At 37.0% G+C, this 14,776-nt stretch carries 16 protein-coding genes; 9 read left to right on the plus strand and 7 right to left on the minus strand.

The annotated features are described in order from the left end of the window. From HLX49_RS15235 to HLX49_RS15265, 7 genes are all read left to right on the plus strand, one after another. Positions 1–368: hypothetical protein (locus tag HLX49_RS15235; protein ID WP_296362965.1), on the plus strand; the 368-nt coding region annotated here is incomplete at its 5' end. Between the two features lie 16 nt (positions 369–384). Further along, the gene (gene spoVAC, locus HLX49_RS15240) at positions 385–864 is read left to right on the plus strand and encodes a stage V sporulation protein AC (RefSeq protein ID WP_073005463.1); all 480 of its coding nucleotides are present in this window, start codon (positions 385–387) and stop codon (positions 862–864) included. Next, positions 864–1,865: a stage V sporulation protein AD gene (spoVAD, locus tag HLX49_RS15245; protein ID WP_101934084.1), complete on the plus strand. Its 1,002-nt coding sequence runs from the start codon at positions 864–866 to the stop codon at positions 1,863–1,865. Before spoVAC ends, spoVAD begins: the two co-directional genes overlap by 1 nt. Positions 1,866–1,883: 18 nt before the next feature. After that, positions 1,884–2,234 (plus strand): stage V sporulation protein AE, encoded by a 351-nt coding sequence (spoVAE, locus tag HLX49_RS15250; protein WP_077704569.1) that lies wholly within the window; start codon positions 1,884–1,886, stop codon positions 2,232–2,234. Between the two features lie 15 nt (positions 2,235–2,249). Beyond that, complete coding sequence (locus tag HLX49_RS15255; RefSeq protein WP_077704571.1) at positions 2,250–2,450, plus strand: hypothetical protein; 201 nt, start codon at positions 2,250–2,252, stop codon at positions 2,448–2,450. Positions 2,451–2,471: 21 nt separating this feature from the next. Beyond that, entirely contained in the window at positions 2,472–3,326 is an 855-nt protein-coding gene (locus tag HLX49_RS15260) for a DUF421 domain-containing protein (RefSeq protein ID WP_077704574.1), read from the plus strand. 157 nt (positions 3,327–3,483) lie between these two features. Then, complete coding sequence (locus HLX49_RS15265; protein ID WP_296362970.1) at positions 3,484–4,716, plus strand: dicarboxylate/amino acid:cation symporter; 1,233 nt, start codon at positions 3,484–3,486, stop codon at positions 4,714–4,716. A gap of 37 nt (positions 4,717–4,753) precedes the next feature. Here the strand turns inward: HLX49_RS15265 and HLX49_RS15270 are convergent, their stop codons facing one another. The 5 genes from HLX49_RS15270 to HLX49_RS15290 all read right to left on the minus strand — a co-directional run bounded on the left by HLX49_RS15270 (position 4,754) and on the right by HLX49_RS15290 (position 10,826). Further along, positions 4,754–5,734 carry a zinc-binding dehydrogenase gene (locus HLX49_RS15270; protein WP_101934085.1) on the minus strand — a complete coding sequence of 327 codons (981 nt, stop codon included), beginning with the start codon at positions 5,732–5,734 and terminating at the stop codon, positions 4,754–4,756. A 120-nt stretch (positions 5,735–5,854) separates the two neighbouring features. Beyond that, a complete protein-coding gene (locus tag HLX49_RS15275) occupies positions 5,855–6,778 on the minus strand; it encodes an ArsA family ATPase (RefSeq protein ID WP_077704582.1) in 924 nt (307 codons plus the stop codon). Positions 6,779–6,794: 16 nt separating this feature from the next. After that, the gene (locus HLX49_RS15280) at positions 6,795–7,052 is read right to left on the minus strand and encodes a cory-CC-star protein (RefSeq protein WP_077704584.1); all 258 of its coding nucleotides are present in this window, start codon (positions 7,050–7,052) and stop codon (positions 6,795–6,797) included. Positions 7,053–7,234: 182 nt separating this feature from the next. Further along, complete coding sequence (locus tag HLX49_RS15285) at positions 7,235–8,965, minus strand: carbon starvation CstA family protein (protein ID WP_296362974.1); 1,731 nt, start codon at positions 8,963–8,965, stop codon at positions 7,235–7,237. Positions 8,966–9,401: 436 nt separating this feature from the next. Beyond that, complete coding sequence (locus HLX49_RS15290) at positions 9,402–10,826, minus strand: hypothetical protein (protein ID WP_483372459.1); 1,425 nt, start codon at positions 10,824–10,826, stop codon at positions 9,402–9,404. Positions 10,827–11,207: 381 nt separating this feature from the next. Here HLX49_RS15290 and HLX49_RS15295 point away from each other — a divergent pair, with 381 nt between their 5' ends. Continuing rightward, a complete protein-coding gene (locus tag HLX49_RS15295) occupies positions 11,208–11,744 on the plus strand; it encodes an AAA family ATPase (RefSeq protein WP_296362976.1) in 537 nt (178 codons plus the stop codon). Here the strand turns inward: HLX49_RS15295 and HLX49_RS17155 are convergent. Together HLX49_RS17155 and HLX49_RS15300 are read right to left on the minus strand one after the other, a co-directional pair. Then, positions 11,721–11,789, minus strand: coding sequence for a GlyGly-CTERM sorting domain-containing protein (locus HLX49_RS17155; protein ID WP_367112761.1), 69 nt, complete (start codon positions 11,787–11,789; stop codon positions 11,721–11,723). The genes HLX49_RS15295 and HLX49_RS17155 overlap by 24 nt on opposite strands. Positions 11,790–11,921: 132 nt before the next feature. Further along, on the minus strand, positions 11,922–13,709 hold the full coding sequence (locus HLX49_RS15300; RefSeq protein WP_296362978.1) for a M3 family oligoendopeptidase: 1,788 nt from the start codon (positions 13,707–13,709) through the stop codon (positions 11,922–11,924). A gap of 343 nt (positions 13,710–14,052) precedes the next feature. Between HLX49_RS15300 and HLX49_RS15305 the strand changes: the two genes are divergently transcribed. After that, positions 14,053–14,589 (plus strand): YceI family protein, encoded by a 537-nt coding sequence (locus HLX49_RS15305; protein WP_077704593.1) that lies wholly within the window; start codon positions 14,053–14,055, stop codon positions 14,587–14,589. The last annotated feature ends 187 nt before the right edge of the window (positions 14,590–14,776 follow it).

The following is a 14,776-nucleotide window of genomic DNA, read 5'->3' on the forward strand; positions in this document are numbered from 1 at the left end:
ATGAGGTTAATATAACAAAAATATCTAGAAACCAACCTATTGACCAAACTCCATCCAATCAAGCAAAAGACTTATTACGACAAAACTCCGAAATAAATGCTATTCATGCAGTCAATACAGATAAGCAATTATTAGCAACCGTTGAAGTAAAACATATGCAACGCTTTAAGTTACAAAATATCAAGAAAAAACTAACTAAAAAATTACAAAAAAACTTTCCTGATTTAAAAGTAGAATTATCAGCAGACAAAAAAATAATGATGGAATTAGGAAAACTAGAAAAAAACTTGAATAAAAAACAGTACAGTAAAAAAGAAGTACAAAAAGAAGTACAACGAATTATTGATTTTTCTAAAGAACAAACGTAGAGAGAGGGAACACAATATGGCGGATAAAAAAAAGAAAAATCTACCACCTGATGTTCAGGAGTATCAAACATTTCAACAGCAAAGAGAAGTGAAAAGGCCTGTATTAAAAAATTGCTTAAAAGCTTTTTTTGTCGGCGGTTTTATTTGTTTCATTGGACAGCTTATCTCTACTTTTTATATGTATTTCTTTCATTTCACGGAGCAAACCGCCGGAAACCCAACAGTAGCTACTTTAATTTTTATAACGATGCTCCTTACTGGATTTGGAGTATATGATCGAATTGGACAATTTGCCGGTGCAGGTTCAGCTGTTCCAGTTACTGGTTTCGGCAATGCAGTCATTTCTTCGGCTATTGAACATCGGACGGAAGGATTTATCCTCGGAGTTGGTACAAATATGTTAAAACTAGCAGGTCCTGTCATCGTTTACGGCGTATTTTCAGCATTTGTTGTTGCTTTGATAAAAACAATTTTAGTCCAATGGGGTGGGTTATAATGCTCCAAGGACATCAAACATGGGTATTCGCCAATCGACCAGTTATTATATCGACTGGGACAGTAGGCGGTCCATTTGAAGCTAATGGAAATATTCCTAAAGACTTTGACATATTGCATGATGATATGTGGCTGGGTCAAGCCTCATTTGAAAAAGCACAACAAACATTAATGGAAGAAGCCTGTCAAATTGCCCTAAAAAAAAGTTCCATTGAAAAAGAACAGGTACAATTTTTTATGAGTGGTGATTTAATTTATCAAATAACACCAACAAATTTTGCTGCCAAAACATTGGGCCTTCCTTTTTTTGGTTTATTTAATGCGTGTGCCACTTCTATGGAAAGTTTAGCCCTAGCTGCTATGATCATCAATAATAAAGGAGCTAATTATATTTTAAGTGGAACAGCAAGCCATAACGCCTCTGCGGAACGACAATTTCGTTACCCTACAGAATACGGCGGGCAAAAGCCTCCTACCGCACAATGGACAGTTACTGGCGCAGGTTGTTCCTTAGTTGCTCAACAAGGTACAGGCCCCGTTATTACATCAGCTACAATTGGCAAGGTTATTGATATGGGTATAACAGACCCGTTTAACATGGGCGCTGCGATGGCGCCAGCTGCCGTAGATACGATTGAAAAACATATACAAGATAGAAACATTTCTCCTGACTATTATGATTTAATTGCTACAGGCGATTTAGGGCATATCGGTAGAGAAATATCGTATGATCTACTTGTCGATCGCGGACTATCAATGGATGAGGAAAGATATGTAGATTGTGGTTTAATCATATATCGCGAGGGACAGCCGGTGTTAGCTGGCGCAAGTGGTACCGCCTGTTCAGCCGTAGTCACATATGGACATTTGCTCAATCGGATGAAAGCCGGTGAATTGAAACGAATACTAATTGTAGCAACAGGTGCACTTCATTCTCCGATGAGCATACAACAAAATGATCCGATTCCGTGTATTGCCCATGCAGTATCTATCGAAATTTAAAACGGGACGTGATATGTAATGATCTTTTTTTGGGCTTTCGTAATTGGTGGTTTTATCTGTGTTATTGGCCAATTACTGTTTGACATTTTTAAATTAAATCCTGGACAAACTTTATCCATTTTAGTTGTTACCGGTGCCATTCTAGATGGGTTCGGCCTCTATGAACCATTAATTGACTTTGCCGGAGCAGGTGCAACTGTACCAATTACTAGCTTTGGTAATTCACTCGTTCATGGTGCTATGGCAGAAGCAGAAACACACGGTTTAGTTGGTGTTGTGACGGGAATGTTTGAAGTAACAAGTGCAGGAATTTCAGCCGCAATTATTTTCGGGGTCATTGGCGCACTAATTTTTAAACCAAAAGGATAAGGAGGTCGTTACACTATGACAATTGGTGCACAAGTAAAAGGCTGCTACTCAGCAATCAAAAGTGTGGAAGCCTCCTTACAACTGCTAACAGCTAAAACAAATGAACAAGAACAACAAATAAAATTGACGGAAGCAGAACGAATTATTACTGAAATTAAGAACGAATTGCGACATCAAGTCATCCAATTATCGAAAGAAGAACCACAATATAAATAAAACTTGGAAAGGAGGCTGTTTATGCCAGAATGGATTATCATTATCATTCGGTCATTTTCACTGTTGATCATTCTTTTTTTCATGACAAAGTGGCTAGGAAAGAAGCAATTATCACAATTAAACGTTTTCGAATATATTACTGGAATTGTGCTAGGTGGAATCGTAGCAATACATACGATAGATCCAACAAGTAATATAATTTATGCTCTTTTATCCATGTCTATTTGGTTTATTGTCCCTTTTGCTGTTGAATATATTTCTCTTAAAAGTAAACGTTTTCGCGATCTTACAGAGGGGAAAAGTACCGTTTTTATTCAAGACGGAAAAGTTATGGAGGACAATCTAAAAAAAGAAGGATATTCAACGGATGATTTACTAGGAAAGTTAAGAGACAATGGTGTGTTCCTCGCATCTGATGTAGAATTTGCAGTGCTTGAGCCCTCTGGAACATTAAATGTATTGCCTAAAAGAGAAAATCGCCCACTAACAGCCAAGGATCTTGGGTTAAAATTAGCGCCTGAAAAAGAACCGCAAACCATTATTATGGATGGAGAAGTTTTATTGGAACCACTTGCTAATTTAGCTTTAAATATGAATTGGTTGGAAACAGAATTAGATAAACAAAATGTAAGCATTGAAAATGTGTTTCTCGCTCAAGCAGATAATAATGGACAATTGTACCTTGATTTATACGATGATAAAATCAGTGTTCCTCAACCAACTGAAAAGGCACTCCTTTTAGCAAATATGAAAAAATGTCAGGCAGATTTAGAACTATTTGCTTTAGCTACAGAAAACAAACAAAGCAAAGCTTTATATGAACGAAATAGCAAAAAATTAAAGCATGCCATTGAACTGATTCAACCATACTTATAATAGATGGTAACCTAGAGATGTAGATGTCCTTTAAAATGGAATTGTAGAGAACCACAGATCCCTATTAAAACAGCGCTTCTTCCCTTTTGTTCTTTTCCATTTTCGTGTAAAATAGAGGAGCTATCCTATTTTACTAAATGAAAAGGAATGAACGAACATGAAAGATAAAATTAAAGCTTACCGCTTTCCAATTATCTTACTTATTTCGATAATGATCGGTTCTATAATTGGGCTTTACTATGGCGAAGATGCTACAGTCATTAGGCCGTTGGGCGATTTATTTATTAATTTACTATTTATGATTGTCATGCCTCTCGTTTTCTTTACTATTTCCTCTGCAATTGCAAGCATGGATAGCATGAAACGTCTTGGTAAAATTATGGGCTCGATGTTAACTGTATTTGTTGTTACAGGAATCATTGCTGCTGTGTTCATGCTAATTGCCACTGTTATTTTCCAACCAGGTTCTGGCGTAGATATTCCACTTGTACAACCTGATGAAGTGACAGAAGAAATGAATTTCTCAGAACAATTAGTTCAGACATTCACTGTTTCCGACTTTATCGATTTATTTTCACGTAATAATATGCTCGCACTTATTGTTTTTTCTGTATTAGTTGGTGTCGCAACAGGGCTAACTGGTGAAAGAGGGAAAGCCTTTACTTCTTTCTTAACAAGTGGCGCCGAAGTGTTTATGAAAATTATTCAGCTTATCATGTACTATGCACCAATTGGACTAGGTGCTTATTTCGCTTCGTTAGTTGGGGAGTTTGGCGCCGATTTAATTGGTGACTATGCGAAAGCAGTTATCGTCTACTATCCTGTATCTGTTTTATATTTTGCTATCGGGTTCACCTTATATGCATTTATTGCTGGTGGCAAAACAGGTGTTAGTCGCTTTTGGAAAAACATTCTTGCTCCTGCTGCAACATCTCTTGGTACTGGAAGTAGTGTTGCTTCATTACCTGCTAATTTACAGGCAGCAAAACGAATTGGCGTACCAAAAGATATTCGAGAAACCATTATGCCTCTTGGTGCAACCATACATATGGACGGATCGTGTTTGTCTGCAATGCTAAAAATTGCTTTTGTTTTCGGTGTGTTTAACTTGGACTTCACAGGAATTGACACCTTTTTAACCGCAATCGGTATCTGTTTATTATCTGGTATTGTAATGAGTGGTATTCCAGGTGGTGGATTTATGGGTGAAATGATGATTATTACGCTTTACGGATTACCAATGCAAGCTTTACCAATCATTTCAGCTATAGGTGTTGTAGTTGATCCCCCTGCTACAATGGTAAACGTTACAGGAGATACCGTATCCAGCATGCTTGTAACCAGACACCTAGAAGGAAAAGATTGGATTGAAAAAACGGACGTTGCATAATTATGATTAGAAAAACTTGGCGATAAGCCAAGTTTTTCTAACATATATCAATAGCGATCTTTCCAAATTGTCCATTACCTTTTAAATAATGAAAAGCCTGTTGCATATCATCTAATTTGTAAGTGGAATCCACTACAGGTTGCATTTGATACTGTTCGACATGCGCTAGCATTGCTTCTAACTCTTGCTTACATCCCATTGTCGAACCTAGTAACTGGTACTGTCCATAGAAAAAGGTGCGTAAATCTAACTCCACTGTATCCTCTGTTGTTGCACCGAACACTACCATCTTCCCACCCTTTTTCAAAACGTCCAACGAGCGCTGAAATGTTGCTCTACCAACACTATCAATGACCAAATCGATCTTCTCATCAGCTAATTTATGTTGCCAATCTTCATCATGGAGCACGCCCCTATCCGCTCCAATCGATTGAGCTTTTCTCAGCTTTTCTTCACTCCGCGAACTCACAATAATTCTTGCACCAATATTTTTTGCAAATTGGATTAAATAGGTTGCCACTCCACTTCCTGCACCAGGTATAAATATGGTATCGTCTGTATTTACTTGCCCTTTTGTAAACAATGCACGATATGCTGTTAACCCAGATAATGCAAGAACACTCGCTTCTTCCCATGTTAAATGAGCTGGCTTTTTCTCCACTTGATAAGAAGGAATAGCTATTTTTTCTGCAAATGTACCGTGATCTGGCATGCCTAAAATTTCAAAACCTTGAGGAGGAGCATCCGCATTCTCAAACCAGCCTAAAGCAGGATTAATAATTACCTCATCACCGATAGCCACGTTTTTAACAGCTTGTCCTACCTCTTCAATTACGCCGGCTCCGTCTGATCCTAAAATTAATGGCTCTATCTGCCCTTTTCTACGATTTGGAATATATAAGTCACGTCGGTTGAGACCAGCCATTTTCAGGCGAACAATTACCTCATTTTCTTTTGGCTTCGGATCATTCATTTGCGTTACCTGTAATGTATCATTTTCATGAACAAAGGCTTTCATAAAAATTCCACCTTTCCTGTTAAGTTTATAACCAAAAACACTTCCTTTTTTTAATAATGAATATTGGGGATTCAGATATCAAACGAACCCGTTCAGCCCCTTTATGCTAAAAATTTCCCTTTAGAAAAAAGCACTAAACGTTTCTAACTGCCTCTTATCCATAATATCATGATGAAACAATGGAACATACCATTTTTTTTGTTCCTTAAATATGGCTTCTATTTTTTGTACGTAAGTTTGCTCCATTTGTTTTCGTTTTGCAAAAAAATTTCCGTCTACTTGTTCTGGTAATAGTTTATTAACAATGATGTTTTTTACATAGATTTCATGTTGATGCAGCAATCGAATAGCCTTATCCGTTTCAGTTATAGATAAACTTTCTGGATTAACCACAAAAATAAAGCCTGTTCGTTCATCATCTAGTAGCAATTCTCTTGCTTTTGCAAATCTTCCTTTCCTACCCTCAAGTACATGATAAATAGGATCTTCTATTGGCTCCCCATCATTTAGTAATTGCGTATAGTTTTCATTCGTTTTCTTTCTACGTTGTAATAATCCGTCTATCCAAATACCCATTAATTCCGGCAAAGTTAACAATCGAATCGTGTGTCCCGTTGGAGCTGTATCAATAATACATTGATCATAATGTTGATGTTCCTCGATAATGATAGAGATAAGCTTATTGAATAATGCAGCTTCATCAGCCCCAGGTGATGCTTTAGCCGTATCCAATTGGCGATTTACTTCATTTATCATAGATGGTTGAACAATCCCTTTCATATTTTCCTTTACACTATTAATATAAGCCGTCGTTTCTTGTTCAGGATCAATTTCAAGTACATCTAAATGTGAACTAACTTTTTTAATCCTCCCTCCAATATTCTCTTCAAAAATATCTCCCAAATTATGGGCGGGATCAGTAGAAACAAGCAAAGTTTTTCGACCTTCTTTTGCGCGCTTCCATGCTAAAGCCGCAGCGGAAGTTGATTTTCCCACCCCTCCTTTCCCACCAATAAAAGCAATCTTTTTATGCAGTTCCTCCAATATAATCACTCCTTTATTAACAGCAACGAATGCCAGATAACGGCGATTTTTCCATTCCCATTCGTAAATGCCAATCGTGAAATTTTTCTAGCATATAAGGGTATAACTCTAGTGTATAATAATATACTGGATTTGGAATTCCAATCATCTCTGAGTAAAGTAAGAGCAAGAAAATATCGTCCTCATGCCTCAACTCACGAGCAATTTCCTGACGATGAGGTAGACTGATTACTTCTTCATAATATTGAATAAGCTTCTTTATTTGCTCGATCATGATATCTCCCCTTCCAATAGCACGATTTATTTTTTAGAAAAACTTGGCTGTCGCCAAGTCTTATGGCGGAAGAACGACGTCGTTTTGCTTATACTATAAAACCTAGAAATCTTTATACTTTCCTAATACGCACAGATAATGAAAAGGGACCTTCCTTAGATCCCTTTTCCATGGTTTATGAACTAGTTATCTAGATTTTGATCTGTATCCCCTCGTAATACAGAAAAAGCAGTTATAATAATCCAAATCGCAAACACAAAAATGATAGATCCTAATACAAATAATAAAGTGTTCGGTTCTGTTCCAGTCCAGGACCACTCAAATAATACTTGTTGAAACATAGCATATAATGTCATCACCATAACAAATATCATAGGAATAATTACCACGGCATAATTTCTCCCTAACCGCTTTAACCATACGGCAATAAGCATTAAACTAATTGCTGCTAGTAATTGATTTGCTGTTCCAAACAATGGCCATAATTGATAGCCCCCTGAGCCAAAACCTTTAGGACCTTGTGGGAGTAAAACAAGTGCAGCACTCGATAAAACAGCAATAGACGTAGCAACATGCGTTTTTGTTAATACTGGGAGTTTATATTCCTTACCTAACTCCCCAATAATATATCGCATAAGCCGAACGGATGTATCTAATGTTGTTGCTGCAAAACTAACAACAATGATGGAAACGATCGTTACCGCAATATCAATCGGTATACCTAATCCTTCCGCTAATACAGCTGCTCCTTCTACGAAAACACCTAAACCACTTGCATTTGCAGATGCAAAACTATGATAAACAGCTGAAAAATCCGCAGTACTTGCAAAAAATGTCGCTACAGCAATGATGGATACTAGTGCTAAAATCCCTTCGCCAACAGCTCCAGCATAACCAACAAAACGGGCATCTGTTTCTTTATCTAATTGTTTGGAAGATGTCCCCGAGGAAACAAGACCATGAAACCCTGATATAGCTCCACAAGCAATCGTAATAAATAGGAGTGGAATCCACGGTGTGTCTGCGTTAGCATTTGTCACAGGTGCAGTCATTTCTGGATTTGTAAAAATTAGTCCTACATATAAAATTCCTAACCCAACAACAAGCTGATGGGAGTTAATAAAGTCTCTTGGTTGCAACAATTGCCAAACAGGAAGTGTGGAAGCAATATATACATACACCAGCAATATAATAATCCAAATAAAGAACGCTGAGGAGACTGCGCCTAATCCAAATATACCCGTGTTGCCTTCTCCCCCCATCCATTGCACAAGGTCAATTTGCATCCATTCTATCTTGCTTGATAATACAGCTACAAGATACATGACCGCTAATGCAATAACAGATGGTAGAAGCATTTTGATATTTCGTTTGTATACAGCATACCCAATCCAAATAGCTAAAGGAATTTGGATAAATACAGGTAGAACACTTGCTGGATAAGAGATAAATAAGTTAGAAATAACCCAAGCAAACACCGCATTCACCATAAGTACAAGAATTAAAATAATAAATAAAAACAATATTTTAGCTCGTTGACCGATCAGGCGATGAGCTAATGTACCAACAGATTGACCTTTATTTCGTACAGATAATACGAGTGTCCCAAAATCATGAACCCCTGCGGCAAATACAGTTCCTAGAATAACCCATAAAAATGCTGGTAACCATCCCCAGTATACAGCTATAGCAGGTCCCAAAATAGGCGCTGCTCCAGCAACTGAAGTAAAGTGATGCCCCCATAATACGAACTTATTTGTCGGAACAAAGTCTACCCCATCTTTATATTGATGCGCGGGTGTAACATAGTTTGGGTCTAATCGAAAAATTTTCTCAGCTACAAATTTCGAATAATACCGATATCCTAATGCAAAAACAACGATACCAATAACAGCTACCAATATACCAGACATACATTCCCCCCTTTTTTTATGAAAACGATCTTGTTAACCTTTATGCGCAAACGCTTTAATTTAGTACGTTTTATCTAAAAATATTTTAAATGTAAAATACTTTGAAAAAACATAGAACTACCTTTAGTACCTATGTACTGGGAAAAAGAGTTGGAACATCACTCCATGAATTGAAAAATAAACAAAGTCATTCCCCTATACCTTCTTGTAACCCTAGAAGTAAGCATTGCTTATCGACAAGTATTTCATCTATTCGTTTTTCTTATTGGTAAACCCTTAAAGTTTTATCAATTTCTATTATGCAAATAAGTAGAACCATTATAATCTTGGTTGTTCGGCTTTGCTATATCGTATTTGCTTGTACCCCAAACTCTTTACAAGTGCGCTTCTTTTATACAACATCAACTAAAAATTATTCATTGCTCCCTAAAACGGGTCACAATACCCAAACTGCCATCGTTGTTGCTACCACAAGGCCAACGATAACTGGGATAAAGTTTTTTCTAACAAGCTCCATTACGGAAATACCACAAAATCCCGCAATCGCTACAAGAGATGACCAAGCAGCAAGCGCTCCTCCGCCTGTCCATATAGACCCCATCTGTCCAATTGCAGCAAGTGTTGCCACATCGACGCCATTTGATGGCAACGAAGCCGATAAAGCACCTGTTAGTGGAAGTCCAGAAAAACCCGATCCATCTAAGCCAGTAATCATACCGATTATTAAAATACTAAATGCTACTAACCATTGGTTTTCAGGTAAATAGGACTGTGTGGACTGTACTAAATCAAACAAAAATGCTGGGGCATCTTCCCCTATGCCTAATATGGCATCTGCAAAATTTGAACTTCCTAAAAAAAAGAATCCAGCTATTGGTATCACTGGGCCCATAGCTTTGAAGGCAAATACAAATCCATCTGTAATATGGGTAGTAATATAGTCCAGTGCTTTCTCTTTTCGAAGCGCTAACGTTGATAACAAAAGCAAAATAACAGATACACCACCAATAAAAGCTGCTCCATCACCGCCTTCAAAACCGCTCATTCTTCCTGAATGAAGCTTTTCATATATCATGTAAATAACCACTGCAGCTAATGCTAAGGGTACGAAAACAGCAAACACCTTGCTCCATTTCGTTTGTATTTCCTTATTTGATTCAATAGGAGCATCTTGAGAAGTCTGCATACTTGCTAAATCTTCTAAGTTTATGGGATTATTGGCGTTACGTATCTTATTACGAGCAAATAGATATGCTAAGCAGACTGCAACAGCTCCAGTAATTAAGGAAAGTATGAAAGCTTGTTCTGCGACTGCTGTAGTATGTACGCCAGCTGAAGCAGCAGATAAGCTTGGAGCAACTTGCACAATATAATCTGAGGACAAAGCCATTCCTTGCCCAGCTATAGCAATAGCCACCGCTGCAGTAATTGCTGGTAAGCCAACGCGAATAGCTGCTGGTACTAGTAAAGCACAAATAAGTGGAACTGCTGGTGTTGGCCAAAAGAATAGAGAGATAATGTATGTTGCAATGACTAAGACAAAGAAAGAAATATGTCCATTTATCATTATTTTCTGTATTGGTTTTATCATGTGTTTATCTGCTCCCAAATCCCGTAATGAATTTAATAATGCAAGCATAAACGTAATAATTAAAAAAATGCTAAAAAGTTCTCTAGCAGCAACTAAATTTGCTTGAAAAATAGCTTTAAACCCTTCAACAATGCTTCCTTTGTATAACCATGCGATTAAAAACGTTCCCAATAAAGATGGTAGAACGACTCCTTTTCGCATCATCATTGTAATGATAATGAGCAACGTAAACAGACCATACACATAGTGAGATATAGAAAGCTCCACCATTAACCTTCCTCTCCGAATAGTGTGTTACAGCCTATGCAAGCGTTACTTATTTGGTTCTGTTCTGTTCATTAACTACAGAAGAGAGGTCTATCATATATTATAAAATACGCTTTCGCATTTGGTAAACAAAACTAGATGATCGTGATAGAATAAATTCACACCCATCATATAAAGGAGGCTGAAATAAGCATATAGGAGACATTAGAAAAACTTGGCTTACCGCCAAATGTTTAATGCAAAGCTGTAGTTTTCTTATACTATAGACCTTAAAACTTTATACTTTTCTATAGTATAAGTATATAAAGCTTAGCTTTTCCCCAAGTCTATATGATGTGTAATTGTGAAAGCTGTAATTTTTCTTTGAGAGGAAAGGTGATTTCATTGATAATTTGGATTAACGGCGCTTTTGGTTCTGGAAAAACACATACTGCTTATGAGTTACATAGAAGATTCCCCAATTCATTTGTGTATGACCCAGAAAACATGGGGTTTTTCATACGTGATAATATTCCAAAAAACATGCAAAAGAACGACTTCCAAGATTATCCTATTTGGCGTGAATTAAATTTCACCTTTTTAAAATATATAGCGGATCATTATAATGGCATTATTATTGTACCTATGACCATTGTCCATCCAACTTATTATCAAGAAATTGTTGTTAAACTTAAAAATGAAAATATTACTGTGAAACATTTTGTTTTATGGGCTTCCAAGAAAACGTTAGAAAATCGGTTATGCAAGAGAGGTGATGGGAACAATTCCTGGCCCGCCAAACAAATCGATAGATGTATGCAAAGTCTATCCAATAATATGTTTCAACAGCGGATAGTTACAGATGATGTAACGATTGAACAAGTAGCGGAAAAAATCGCGTCAATGTGTGGCATTCATTTACTTCCTGACCATAGCAAGTAATGTCAATAGTACGAAACTCCACCAAGACGAGCCGCCTATTGACATTACTTTTCTTTATTTGCAAACAGAGTTTTTCAATAGAAATAACAAATGAAAAGGGGCAGAAAACGTCACTCTCTGCAAACTCCTAATGCATTCCATTTTTTATAAATTAAAAATGAGTCATAGAAGGGCAATCTATACTAATTTCATAAATTCATCTACATCCTTCATGCACTCAAGTACAGCTTCTTCCCAAAACGCAGTTTCGGTTAAATCTACATTTAAATGCTTCTTAGCTAAATCTTCCACCGTCATTCTACCAGTATCACGTAATAACGAAATGTAGGCTTCTTCAAAGCTTCCCTCTCCATTTTTAGCTTTTGCATACACGCCATTACTAAATAAATAACCGAACGTATATGGAAAATTATAAAATGGTACACCAGTAATATGAAAGTGAAGTTTAGACGCCCAAAAATTAGGATCATATTCTGAAAGCGTCTCACAATATGCTTCTTTCTGAGCTTCCACCATTAACTGATTTAATCTCTCTACAGAAACTATTCCTTGTTTTCTTTCCTCATAAAAACGCGTTTCAAATAAAAAGCGGGCATGTATATTCATAAAAAATGCAACACTTCGTTGAATCTTATCCTCTAGTAAAGCTTTTTTCTCTTCTTTTGAAGTTGCTGCTTGTAAAGAGGCATCGGCAACTATCATTTCCGCAAAGGTAGAAGCAGTTTCTGCCACATTCATTGCATACCTTTGATTTAAAGCATTCACATCATTCATCACATGCTGATGATAGGCATGTCCTAATTCATGTGCTAGGGTAGCAATATTACTAGCTGTTCCAGAATACGTCATAAAAATTCGCGTTTGCTCACTGTGCGGGAAGCTTGTACAAAAACCGCCAGGGCGTTTACCTGGTCGATCCTCTGCTTCAATCCAACGCTTTTCAAACGCCATTTCTGCAAAATCGGCCATTTTAGGGCTAAATTTCCGGAACTGATCTACAATAAAATTGGCTCCTTCTTCGTATGTATAGGTTTGAACTGTTTCACTGATTGGAGCAGTTACGTCATAAATACTTAATGTATCAACATCGAGAAGCTCTGCCTTCTTATTTAAATAATGGACAAAGTGTCCTTTATATTTTGTAATTGCTGTCCACATAGCATCTAATGTTTCTTGTTTCATTCGATTAATCATTAGCGGTTCTTTTAACACATTTTCCCAGCCTCTATGCTTATACGTCTCTAAGCGAAAACCAGCTAAATGATTTAATGTTTGACCAAATAAGTCTGCTTGCTCCTCCCAAGCCGCTGATAGTTTGGTAAATACGTGTTGACGGAAACGACGATTCGGATCTGTTAATTTATTGGTTGCTTGTCCAATCGAATAATGTTGCAAACTTCCTTTTTCTTCTAACGCAATTTCCATATTTCCTACAATGACATCGTACATTTGCCCCCATGCATGATAGCCATCCTTTGCTAAATCATTAATTAAAGCCTCTTGTTCTAAAGGCAAAAGTTTTTGCGCCTGCTCTCGGTACTCTTCTAGCACAAAAATGATCTCTTGCAACGATTCGTGCTGTGAAAATATGCTCCATTCTGTCTCTGTCATTGCACCAAGTTTTTGCTTTAGCTTTGTTTGTATTCCACCAAATTTCGCATTCAATTGAGATCGCTCACCAAGCAATGGTTGTACATGCTGATCATTTGTATCCTGTGCGTGTAAACAACTTATAAATGCAAAAGCCTCTCTCATCAATTTTGTCGTGCTTTCCATTTGCTGACATAAATCTATTAGTGCCTCAATATTTTCCTTTGTAGCCTTAGGTTGAAGCTGATTTATGTAAGCATCCAGCTTATCAAATTCTTGATCTACGATTGTTAAATGTTCTCGAAACTTCGTAGACTTACTTCCTCCAGGAAAAATAATTTCTAAGTCCCACGTCAGATTCTTTAATGGTTTCAAAAAAACCCTCCTTATTTTTAGAAAATTCACGATACATTAAATTATACCAGACTTTTCATGGTATATAATACATTTTATAACTGCAGGACGAATAAATCTAGATCGATATGCAATTTTAATGAAGATGAGAAACAACGAAAGCTTGCTCAAAAGGACTATTTCCTTTAGACTAGTTCGTTTTTTAACGTACTTCTAAGGGTACAGATAAAATAAGACACTTCTCCTTTCAATCTTTTTTGTTAGCAGGAAATCTAATCAATTACTTGACAATACAAAGTTTCTCTTTTACACTAGGTTACATAAAGTAATAATAATTCAACTAATTTGTGGAGGGATAGTTTTTATGATGAAATCGGTTTGGAATGTAGACTCCGTTCATAGCGAAATTGGCTTTTCAATTAAGCATATGATGATTTCAAAAGCAAAAGGAAATTTTATTTCATTTGACGGGGAGATCAAAGCTGACTTAGATCAATTTACAGATGCAGAAATTAAACTTACTATTGACGTAAGTAGTGTGGATACAAGAAATAAGGGTCGGGACGACCATTTACGCTCTGCTGACTTTTTCGATGTAGAAAATCATCCAAAAGCTACATTTATTTCCAAAGAAATTAAAAAAACATCTGACAACCATTATGAGGTTATTGGAGATTTAACACTTAAAGGAACGACGAAAACAGTGGCCCTTGAGGTTATTGTTGAAGGCCAAAGTAAAGATCCGATGAGTGGAAATACAGTTGCCGGTTTTAGTGGAGAAACTACCATTAGCCGAAAAGACTTTGACCTAACATGGAATACAACTTTAGAGACTGGTGGCGTTTTACTTAGTGACGATGTAAAAATTAGTTTCGAGATTGAGGCGCATAAACAAGATTAATGGTATATAAAGGGCAAAGGCGCAAGCGCCCGGTTAGCAACGTAGCGAGTGGAACGAAGGCGACTAAAGTTTTAGGAATCATGGTGAGACGGTGTTGACGAACCAATGATGACTTATCGTAGGGCGATTCGTGAAGTCGCCTAGTTGCTGGGCGCTGGAGCCGGACGTGGCTAAATAACTTAGTAAG

Origin of the sequence: Virgibacillus sp., from assembly GCF_013393565.1 — a bacterium.
In the GTDB taxonomy this organism is placed as follows: domain Bacteria; phylum Bacillota; class Bacilli; order Bacillales; family Amphibacillaceae; genus Virgibacillus; species Virgibacillus dokdonensis.

Excerpts from the sequence above, each read along its gene's own strand:
- HLX49_RS15265 (WP_296362970.1), top strand. The coding sequence starts at position 3,484 with ATGAAAGATAAAATTAAAGCTTACCGCTTTCCAATTATCTTACTTATT.
- spoVAC (WP_073005463.1), top strand. The coding sequence starts at position 385 with ATGGCGGATAAAAAAAAGAAAAATCTACCACCTGATGTTCAGGAGTAT.
- spoVAE (WP_077704569.1), top strand. The coding sequence starts at position 1,884 with ATGATCTTTTTTTGGGCTTTCGTAATTGGTGGTTTTATCTGTGTTATT.
- HLX49_RS15290 (WP_483372459.1), bottom strand. The coding sequence starts at position 10,826 with ATGGTGGAGCTTTCTATATCTCACTATGTGTATGGTCTGTTTACGTTG.
- HLX49_RS15305 (WP_077704593.1), top strand. The coding sequence starts at position 14,053 with ATGATGAAATCGGTTTGGAATGTAGACTCCGTTCATAGCGAAATTGGC.
- spoVAD (WP_101934084.1), top strand. The coding sequence starts at position 864 with ATGCTCCAAGGACATCAAACATGGGTATTCGCCAATCGACCAGTTATT.
- HLX49_RS15285 (WP_296362974.1), bottom strand. The coding sequence starts at position 8,965 with ATGTCTGGTATATTGGTAGCTGTTATTGGTATCGTTGTTTTTGCATTA.
- HLX49_RS15255 (WP_077704571.1), top strand. The coding sequence starts at position 2,250 with ATGACAATTGGTGCACAAGTAAAAGGCTGCTACTCAGCAATCAAAAGT.
- HLX49_RS15270 (WP_101934085.1), bottom strand. The coding sequence starts at position 5,734 with ATGAAAGCCTTTGTTCATGAAAATGATACATTACAGGTAACGCAAATG.
- HLX49_RS15280 (WP_077704584.1), bottom strand. The coding sequence starts at position 7,052 with ATGATCGAGCAAATAAAGAAGCTTATTCAATATTATGAAGAAGTAATC.
- HLX49_RS15260 (WP_077704574.1), top strand. The coding sequence starts at position 2,472 with ATGCCAGAATGGATTATCATTATCATTCGGTCATTTTCACTGTTGATC.